Genomic DNA, 8374 nt, shown 5'->3' on the forward strand with positions numbered 1-8374 from the left:
GCCGGGGCGGAACGGACTCCTGCCCGCCCCGCCCCGCCTCCCGCCGGCGCCTCAGCCGATGTCGCGGCGGCGGAACGCGGCGAGCCCCGCCGCCGTCAGCGCCGCCGCGGCCAGCAGTATCCACAGATACGGCGCCGCGGCCGGGTCCCCGCCCGGCAGCTTGGGCAGGTGTGTGAACGGCGTGAGGTTCATGACCGCCCGGGGCAGGTCGAGCGCGGGGCCGAGCCAGCCGATGACGAGCGCGGCGCCGACCAGCCCCCAGGCCGCCGGGGCCGCCCCGGGCACGGCGCCCAGGAGCAGCACCGCCACGCCGGTGAGCGCCCACACCGCCGGCGCCTGCGCGAGGACCGCGCCGGTCACCCGCCACACCGCGCCCGGTTCCCCGGCGGCCAGTCCGTAGCCCGCCCCCATGGCCAGACCGCAGGCGGCGAGCAGGACGGCCGATCCGGCGAAGGCGAAGAGCAGATGGCCGGCCGCCCAGCGCAGCCGGGGCACCGCACCGGCCAGGATCGGCTCGGCGCGCTCGGAGGTCTCCTCGCCGCGCATCCGCAGGACCGCGCCCACCGCGTAGAGCACGGTGATCATGCCGAACAGCCCGGCCATGGCGGCGAGGAAGGCGTCGGTGAGGCCCGAGGCACCGCCCATCCGCTCGATGATCTCGCGGCTCTGCTCGTTGTCGCCGAGCAGGTCGCCCGCCCCCTCGGCCATGGCGCCGAAGACCAGGCCCGCCAGCACCAGTGCGGTGCCCCAGCCCAGCAGCGAGCCGCGCTGGAGCCGCCAGGCCAGCCCGTAGGGGCCGTTGATCCGGCCGGTGGCCGGTCCGGGCCGGGTGGCCAGGAAGCTCGCGCCGATGTCGCGCCGCCCGGCCAGCTCGTACGCGGCGGCCGTAACCGCCGCCGCCAGGCCCAGGGACAGCAGCAGCACCCAGGGCCGTTCCTCGGCGAACGGCCGTGCGTTGCGCGCCCAGGCCAGGGGGGAGGCCCAGGCCAGGGGGGAGGAGCCGTCGGTGGTGCCGGAGTCCCCGGCGGCCCGCAGTACGAACGCGGCGCCCAGCACCGCGCCGGTCAGCCCCTTGGCGAGCCGGGCACTCTCGGTGAGCTGCGCGGCCAGGGCGGCGACCGCGGCGAAGACCAGCCCGGTGCCGCCCAGGGCGAGCCCGGTGACCAGCGATCCGCCCGCGGGCAGTCCGACGCCCGTCAGGCCGAGCGCGACGAGGGCGGAGACGGCGGCGTTCGCGATCGCCGCGGCCAGCAGGGCGGAGGTGAGCGGGGCGCGGCGGCCCACCATCGCGGCGGAGATCAGCTCCTGGCGGCCGGTCTCCTCCTCCTCGCGGGTGTGCCGCACCACGACGATCATGCTCATGATGGCGATGAGCACGCTGCCGATGGTGAGCATCTCCCAGACGGCCAGTCCGCCCAGGGAACTGCTGAAGGCCGGGCCGTACACCGCGCGCATCGAGGTGTTGGCGTTCATCGACGCGACCAGTTCGGCGCGTTCGGCGGCGGTGGGGTAGAACTGCTCGACCGCCGCGGCGTTCTGCACGGCGAGCACGGTCAGCAGCAGGACCCACACCGGGATCAGCACACGGTCGCGGCGCAGCGCGAGCCGCAGCAGCGCGCCGGTGCCGGCCAGGTCGCGGCGGGAGCCGTCGCGGCGGGCGGCCGCCGCCGGCTGTGCGACGGCGGTCATGACGCCACGACCTCCTCGCCGTCGGCCGCCGCGGCGGCGCCGTTCCCGAGGCCCCCCGGCTTCCCCGGCTCGTCCTGGTAGTGCCGCAGGAAGAGCTCCTCCAGGGTGGGCGGGGTGCTGGTCAGGCTCCGCACGCCGGTCTCCGAGAGCCGCCGCAGCACGCCGTCCAGCTTGTCGGTGTCCACCTGGAGCCGCACCCGGTGGCCCCGCACGGACAGGTCGTGTACGCCGGGCAGGCCGGACAGCCCGTCCGGCTCGCCCGCAAGTTCCGCGCTGACGGAGGTGCGGGTCAGGTGCCGCAGGTCGGCGAGCGACCCGCTCTCGACGGTGACGCCCCGGCGGATGATGCTCACCCGGTCGCACAGTGCCTCGACCTCGCTGAGGATGTGGCTGGACAGCAGCACCGTCCGCCCCCGGTCGCGCTCCTCGGCGACGCAGTCGCGGAAGACGCCCTCCATCAGCGGGTCGAGCCCGGAGGTCGGTTCGTCCAGGATCAGCAGCTCCACGTCGGAGGCGAAGGCGGCGACGAGGGCGACCTTCTGCCGGTTGCCCTTGGAGTAGGTGCGGCCCTTCTTGGTGGGGTCGAGCTCGAAGCGCTCCAGCAGCTCGTCGCGGCGCCGGGCGTCGAGCCCGCCGCGCAGCCGCCCGTAGAGGTCGATGACCTCGCCCCCGGAGAGGTTGCGCCACAGGGTCACGTCGCCGGGCACGTACGCGACGCGGCGGTGCAGTTCGACGGCGTCCCGCCAGGGATCGCCGTCCAGCAGCCGGGCGGTGCCGGAGTCGGCGCGCAGCAGGCCCAGCAGGACGCGGATGGTGGTGGACTTCCCCGAACCGTTGGGCCCGAGGAAACCGTGGACCTCGCCGGTCTCGACGTGCAGGTCGAGTCCGTCGAGCGCGCGGGTACGGCCGAAGGTCTTCACGAGACCGGAGACCGAGATGGCGGTGGTTGCCTTGGTCATGGTTGCGAAGTTACGCTAATTTCAGAAATTTGTGAAGACAGAAAACGGCCAGGATGGTCCAGGCGTTCTTGACCTGCGAGGATGGGGCCCGTGGTGGTGAGTGAACAGCCGAACGAGCAGGCCGTCGGTCCGCGTACGCGGTCCTACGGGCCCGAGGTCGCCGAGTTCGTCGAGCGTTTCGCCGCCGAGCTGACCGAGGCGGGCATGCAGCGCATGGCCTCGCGGGTCTTCGCCTGCATGCTGGCCGAGGACTCCGGCACCCTCGGTTCCGCCGAGCTCTCCGAGCGCCTGCGGATCAGCCCGGCCGCCGTCTCCGGCGCCATCCGCTACCTCTCCCAGGTCCATCTGGTCACCCGCGAACGGGAACCGGGCTCGCGGCGGGAGCGTTACCGGGTGCACGCGGACGCCTGGTACAAGGCGATGGCCGACCGCGACGCGCTGCTCGGGCGCTGGAACGCCACCTTCGACCAGGGCCTCAAGGCCGTCGGCCCCGACACCCCGGCGGGCCGCCGCATAGCCGAGACGGCGGAGTTCTTCGACTTCATGCGGCGGGAGCTGGCCATGATGCTGGACCGCTGGCACGCCCACCGCGACGCCGTGCGCGGCGGTGACTCCTCCGAGCCCTCCTGACGAGCCCGCCCGGGAGCCCGGGGCCCGCCCCCGGCCTCAGGCGGGCGAGGGCCGCTGGGGCGGTACGGCCGGCGGAGCGGCCGGTGGGTCGGCCGGCGGCACGGTCAGGCGCAGCGCCGAGGGGTGCGCCGTCCAGGTGCGGGTGAGGACGGGACCGGAGACCACCGCGTCGGCGCGGTAGCGGAAGTGCGGCCCCGAGACCGTGACCGCGCGGGCCCGCGCCCGCACCGGGCCGTCCTCCGACCGCCGCCGCACGACCACGTCCACCAGACCGCCGCCGGGTGTGAGCGAGACCCGCTCCACCGGGCTGTCGAGGTCGGTCAGCAGCACCCCGTCGGCCTCGACGCGCAGCCGTGCCGCCCCGGGGCCGGGCGCGGGCCGGGTCAGGGTGCGCACAAGGGAGCGGCAGCGGCCCAGCGGTCCGCGCGCCGGGCCGCCCCCTGTGCCCCGCCGCTCCCGCTCACCGTGCAGCGGCGGGATGCGCAGGCCCCCCAGCACCACGCCGCCGCTGTCGTCTATCAGCAGGTCGAAGCGTCTCTCCCGGCCCTCCAGCACCGTCCGCGCCGCCCGTACCGCGTCCAGCGGCACCCCCAGCGTCCCGGCCAGTGCCACCGACCCCGGCCGCCCCACCGGCACCACCGACAGCGCGCAGTGCGCCAGCCCGCGTTCCAGGTGCAGCAGCCGCACCGCCCGCAGCAGCGCCCGGTCGTCCCCTATCACCACCGGGCGCCTGCGGCCCCGGCGGGCCAGCGCCCGCGCGGCCTCCTCGGGGCCGTCCGGCAGGCACACCTTCACTCCGGGAGAGCCCGCGGCCAGCACGTCCCTGGCGATCCGTACGGACTCCCCGTCCGTACGGCGTGCGAGGGGGTCGACGAGCACGAGCAGCGGATGCGGAACCGGCACCTCGGTCCTTCCTTCGGTTGTCCCGGCCGCCTGCGGCCACCGGGGGCGGCCGGAATCGGCGGCCGCGGACGGGAGTTGGCTGTGGTGGGTACGGACGGCGGGATCGGCGGGGGTGCGGCCGGGGGTCGTCGCGTTCGCCTCCCGTCGGAGGAGTCCGGTAATCTCTCGGTGCAAGAGCCCCTGTCGCTGTTGCGGTCAGGGGTTTCGTCGATTCGGGGCACCGGTCCGACGGTTCTTGTCAGCGCGTCCGGTCCACGGCCGACACGCACGTTGGACATGCCCCGGCCGGAAGGGGTGTACGCCTGTGCCCGCACTCGTGCTGCTCGGCGCTCAGTGGGGTGATGAAGGCAAGGGGAAGGCCACCGACCTGCTCGGTGGCTCGGTGGACTACGTGGTGCGCTACCAGGGCGGCAACAACGCCGGCCACACGGTCGTCGTCGGCGACCAGAAGTACGCGCTCCACCTCCTCCCCTCCGGCATCCTCTCCCCGGGCTGCGTCCCGGTGATCGGAAACGGCGTCGTGGTGGACCCGGCGGTCCTGCTCTCCGAGCTGGGTGGGCTCGAAGAGCGCGGCGTGGACACGTCCAAGCTGCTGATCAGCGGGAACGCGCATCTGATCACGCCGTACCACACCACGATGGACAAGGTGACCGAGCGCTTCCTGGGCAAGCGCAAGATCGGCACCACCGGCCGCGGCATCGGCCCGACGTACGCGGACAAGATCAACCGCGTGGGCATCCGCGTCCAGGACCTCTTCGACGAGTCGATCCTGACGCAGAAGGTCGAGGCGGCCCTCGACCAGAAGAACCAGATCCTCGCCAAGCTCTACAACCGCCGGGCCATCGCCGTGGAGCAGGTGGTCGAGGAGCTGCTCGGCTACGCGGACGCGCTGCGCGGCTACGTCTGCGACACCACCCTGCTGCTCAACGACGCGCTCGACCAGGACAAGGTCGTCCTCTTCGAGGGCGGACAGGGCACGCTGCTGGACGTGGACCACGGCACCTATCCCTTCGTGACCTCCTCCAACCCGACCGCCGGTGGCGCCTGCACCGGCGCGGGGGTGGGCCCGACGAGGATCGACCGGGTCATCGGCATCCTCAAGGCGTACACCACGCGCGTGGGCGCCGGGCCGTTCCCGACCGAGCTGTTCGACGAGGACGGCGAGAAGCTGCGCACCATCGGCGGCGAGCGCGGTGTCACCACCGGCCGCGACCGGCGCTGCGGCTGGTTCGACGCGGTGATCGCCCGGTACGCCACCCGCGTCAACGGGCTCACCGACTTCTTCCTCACCAAGCTGGACGTGCTCACCGGCTGGGAGAGCATCCCCGTCTGCGTCGCCTACGAGATCGACGGCCGGCGGGTCGACGAGCTGCCCTACAACCAGACCGACTTCCACCACGCCAAGCCGGTCTACGAGATGCTGCCGGGCTGGTCCGAGGACATCTCGGGGGCCAAGGAGTTCTCCGACCTGCCGAAGAACGCGCAGGCCTACGTGAAGGCGCTGGAGGAGATGTCGGGCGCGCCGGTCTCCGCCATCGGCGTCGGCCCGGGCCGGGACGAGACGATCCAGATCAACTCGTTCCTCTGACCGGGGAACCCTGACCGGGAAGACCCTGATCGGGGAACTCCGGCCGGATCCTCCCGCCGACCGCGCCCACCGGGGGCCGCGCCGTACTCGACGGCGCGGCCCCCGGTGCGTGGGCCGGTGTAAGAGCCGGCGCGCGGCCCCGCGCGCTCACACCCCGACCGCGCTCACACTCCCGCCGGCCCGCCGCCGTCCGCGTCCCGCGCCTCCAGGCCGTCCAGCGCCTTCGACAGCCGCTCCAGCGCGTCGCGCACCTCGGCGAAGGCCTCCTCACCGCCCAGCGCCTCGCCCAGCCGCGCGGCGAACTCCGCGTGGCCCGGGGTGATCCGGTCCACCGCCGCACGGCCCTCGTCGGTGGGGGCGAGCAGCTTGGCGCGGCGGTGCGCGGGGTTGGGCTCGTACACCGCCAGGCCGCGCTCGACCAGCAGGTCCGCCACGCGCTGCACGCTCTGCCGGGTGACGCCCATGGCGCGGGCTATGCCGGCCACCGGCAGCGGCTCGCGCAGCACCGCGCCGAGCACCTGCCACCAGGCGGCGGTCAGCCCGGCGGGCCGGGCCAGCCGCTCGGCGGCGGACAGGAACTGCCCGTTCAGCCGGAAGACGGCCAGCGCCGTGTCCGACAGCAGTCCGGGGGTGCTCACGCCGCCCCGCTCGCGCCCTCGTGGGCCGCCAGCACCCCGTAGGCGCTCGCGTCGGAGTGCCGGAACAGGCGGAACCAGGCGTCGAGCACCTCGGGCGGGTACACCTCCAGCCGGGCCAGGATCTCGCGGGCGAACGCCACCGGCTCGGTGGGACCGGCGGTGATCAGGTCCCCGTCGGCGCAGGCGTCGGTCTCGCGGTAGTGGCCGCCGCCCCGGTAGCTGGTGGCGGCCAGCACCTCGGCGGCGGCGCCGGTGTGGGGGCGGTCGTCGAGCAGCCCCTCCTTCGCCAGCCCGGTCACGGCCCCGCAGATGGCCGCGACGGGGACCCCGGCCTCCAGGAAGGCGCGGGCCGCCGCGGCGAAGGGCGGGAGCACCTTCTCCCAGGCGTCCGCTCCCGGCAGGACCAGCAGCGCGCTGTCGGCGGGCCGCAGGTCGGCGACGGACAGGCCGGGCGACACCTGCATGCCGCCCATGCTGATCACGGGCTCGCCGCTCTCGCCGACGTACACCACATGGTGTCCGGCGCCGGTCAGGGCGGTGGTGACGTAGGGGATCTCCCAGTCGGCGAAGGTGTCGTAGACGGCGACGTGCACGGTCTTGCGTTCCATGGCTCCTCCTCGGAGCTGATCGCCGGGACGCTTATGACAACATGCTGTCACTTCGACAGGATGCTGTCAAAGGGCGGGCGCTAGGCTTGCCCCTGGAGAAGGGGGTGCGGATGACGGACGGCGCCGGCGCCCGGACGTTCGAAGCAGTGAGGAGGCGCCCGTGATCCAGCGCAGCACACTGCGCGCGCAGATCGCGGACGCGCTGCGCGACGAGGTCCTCGCCGGGCGTCTCCCGGCGGGCCGGGGCTTCACGGTCAAGGAGATAGCCGAGCAGTACGGCGTCTCCGCCACCCCGGTGCGCGAGGCGCTCGTCGACCTGTCCGCGCAGGGCCTGCTGGACGTGGAGCAGCACCGGGGCTTCCGCGTCCACGTCTTCACCACCGCCGACTACCGGGCCATGGTCCAGGCGCGCACCCTGGTCGCCGAGGGCGTCTTCCGCAGACCCGCCGACCCGGCCCGGCCCGCCCCCGGCGACGAGCGGCTGGCCTCGGTGCGCCGCCGCGCCGAGGCCGCCGAGAGGGCCGTCCTCGGTGGGGACCTGGACGTGCTCATCGGCTACGACCTGCGCTTCTGGCGGGAACTGGGCGAACTGATGGGCAACCCCTACATAACCGAGTTCCTGGACCGGCTGCGCGTGCAGTGCTGGGTCTTCGCCGTGCCGCACCTGCGTGAGCGGCCCGGCCTGCGGGAACTGCTGTGGACCGGCTACCGCGAGCTGGCCGACGCGGTCGGGTGCGGGGACGACGCGGCGGCCGGACGCCTCGTCGCGGCCTGCGACGAGCGCTGCCTCGCCCTCGCCGAGAAGCTGGACTGAGCGACTACGCTGTTGCGCCCGGAGCCCGCACGGCTCCTCGCTCCCCGCCCGCCGCCCGCCGTATTGGAGCACCCGTTGGCCTGTGACCTCTGGCTGGTGCCGCTCGTCGACGTGCTGTGCCACAGCCCCGACAACCCCTTCGCCGAGGAACTCGCGTCCTACGACAGGGCGCTGAGCGCCGCCGGGCTGCCGCCGGTCCCCGTCCACGGCTACATGCCCGGCCTGTCGGGCGACGTGGCGCCGGTCGCCGGCTTCGACTACGACGCGCTGCACTTCCTGCGCCGCGCCCATCTGCTCCAGCTCTGCGGCCTGGAGGTCACCCCGGTCGACGAACTCGGCGGCGACTACGAGCAGTTGCTGGAGATGTTCGCCCCGACGGCCCAGCAGTCGCACCTGGTGTGGCACTACGACCACGCCGGCGCGTACGTCCCCCTCGACTTCCCCCACCCGCTCTCCGACGACGAACTCCTCGCCGGCGGCGGCCCGCTGGGCTCCAGCCACGGGCTGCTGCGCGAGCTGGAGGCGGTCGCCCCCCACCTGGGTAT

Annotated in this window: 9 protein-coding genes; 4 read left to right on the forward strand and 5 right to left on the reverse strand. The window is 74.1% G+C overall.

Annotated features, from left to right (window positions below):
* Positions 1–51: 51 nt before the first annotated feature.
* On the reverse strand, positions 52–1689 hold the full coding sequence (locus L7D48_RS22265; RefSeq protein ID WP_237881764.1) for an ABC transporter permease: 1638 nt from the start codon (positions 1687–1689) through the stop codon (positions 52–54).
* A complete protein-coding gene (locus tag L7D48_RS22270) occupies positions 1686–2648 on the reverse strand; it encodes an ABC transporter ATP-binding protein (protein WP_237881766.1) in 963 nt (320 codons plus the stop codon). The genes L7D48_RS22265 and L7D48_RS22270 overlap by 4 nt, the downstream gene beginning before the upstream one ends.
* Before the next feature lie 96 nt (positions 2649–2744).
* Between L7D48_RS22270 and L7D48_RS22275 the strand changes: the two genes are divergently transcribed.
* On the forward strand, positions 2745–3278 hold the full coding sequence (locus L7D48_RS22275; protein WP_237881780.1) for a MarR family transcriptional regulator: 534 nt from the start codon (positions 2745–2747) through the stop codon (positions 3276–3278).
* A 36-nt stretch (positions 3279–3314) separates the two neighbouring features.
* On the opposite strand, the gene L7D48_RS22280 is transcribed toward L7D48_RS22275, so the two are convergent.
* On the reverse strand, positions 3315–4181 hold the full coding sequence (locus L7D48_RS22280; RefSeq protein ID WP_237881768.1) for a diacylglycerol kinase: 867 nt from the start codon (positions 4179–4181) through the stop codon (positions 3315–3317).
* 304 nt (positions 4182–4485) lie between these two features.
* Between L7D48_RS22280 and L7D48_RS22285 the strand changes: the two genes are divergently transcribed.
* Entirely contained in the window at positions 4486–5769 is a 1284-nt protein-coding gene (locus tag L7D48_RS22285) for an adenylosuccinate synthase (RefSeq protein WP_237881770.1), read from the forward strand.
* 164 nt (positions 5770–5933) lie between these two features.
* Here the strand turns inward: L7D48_RS22285 and L7D48_RS22290 are convergent, their stop codons facing one another.
* Together L7D48_RS22290 and L7D48_RS22295 are read right to left on the reverse strand one after the other, a co-directional pair.
* Positions 5934–6407, reverse strand: a complete 474-nt coding sequence (locus tag L7D48_RS22290; protein ID WP_237881772.1) for a MarR family winged helix-turn-helix transcriptional regulator — start codon at positions 6405–6407, stop codon at positions 5934–5936.
* The gene (locus L7D48_RS22295; RefSeq protein WP_237881774.1) at positions 6404–7015 is read right to left on the reverse strand and encodes a DJ-1/PfpI family protein; all 612 of its coding nucleotides are present in this window, start codon (positions 7013–7015) and stop codon (positions 6404–6406) included. Before L7D48_RS22295 ends, L7D48_RS22290 begins: the two co-directional genes overlap by 4 nt.
* Positions 7016–7175: 160 nt before the next feature.
* Between L7D48_RS22295 and L7D48_RS22300 the strand changes: the two genes are divergently transcribed.
* Entirely contained in the window at positions 7176–7829 is a 654-nt protein-coding gene (locus tag L7D48_RS22300) for a GntR family transcriptional regulator (RefSeq protein WP_237881776.1), read from the forward strand.
* A 75-nt stretch (positions 7830–7904) separates the two neighbouring features.
* Positions 7905–8374: hypothetical protein (locus L7D48_RS22305; RefSeq protein ID WP_237881778.1), on the forward strand; the 470-nt coding region annotated here is incomplete at its 3' end.

Origin of the sequence: Streptomyces sp. ICN903 (assembly GCF_022015835.1) — a bacterium.
Lineage (GTDB): Bacteria > Actinomycetota > Actinomycetes > Streptomycetales > Streptomycetaceae > Streptomyces > Streptomyces fenghuangensis.

What these genes read in the sequence shown, in the direction of transcription:
- L7D48_RS22270 (WP_237881766.1), bottom strand. Translation starts at nt 2,648, where the DNA reads ATGACCAAGGCAACCACCGCCATCTCGGTCTCCGGTCTCGTGAAGACC.
- L7D48_RS22295 (WP_237881774.1), bottom strand. Translation starts at nt 7,015, where the DNA reads ATGGAACGCAAGACCGTGCACGTCGCCGTCTACGACACCTTCGCCGAC.
- L7D48_RS22265 (WP_237881764.1), bottom strand. Translation starts at nt 1,689, where the DNA reads ATGACCGCCGTCGCACAGCCGGCGGCGGCCGCCCGCCGCGACGGCTCC.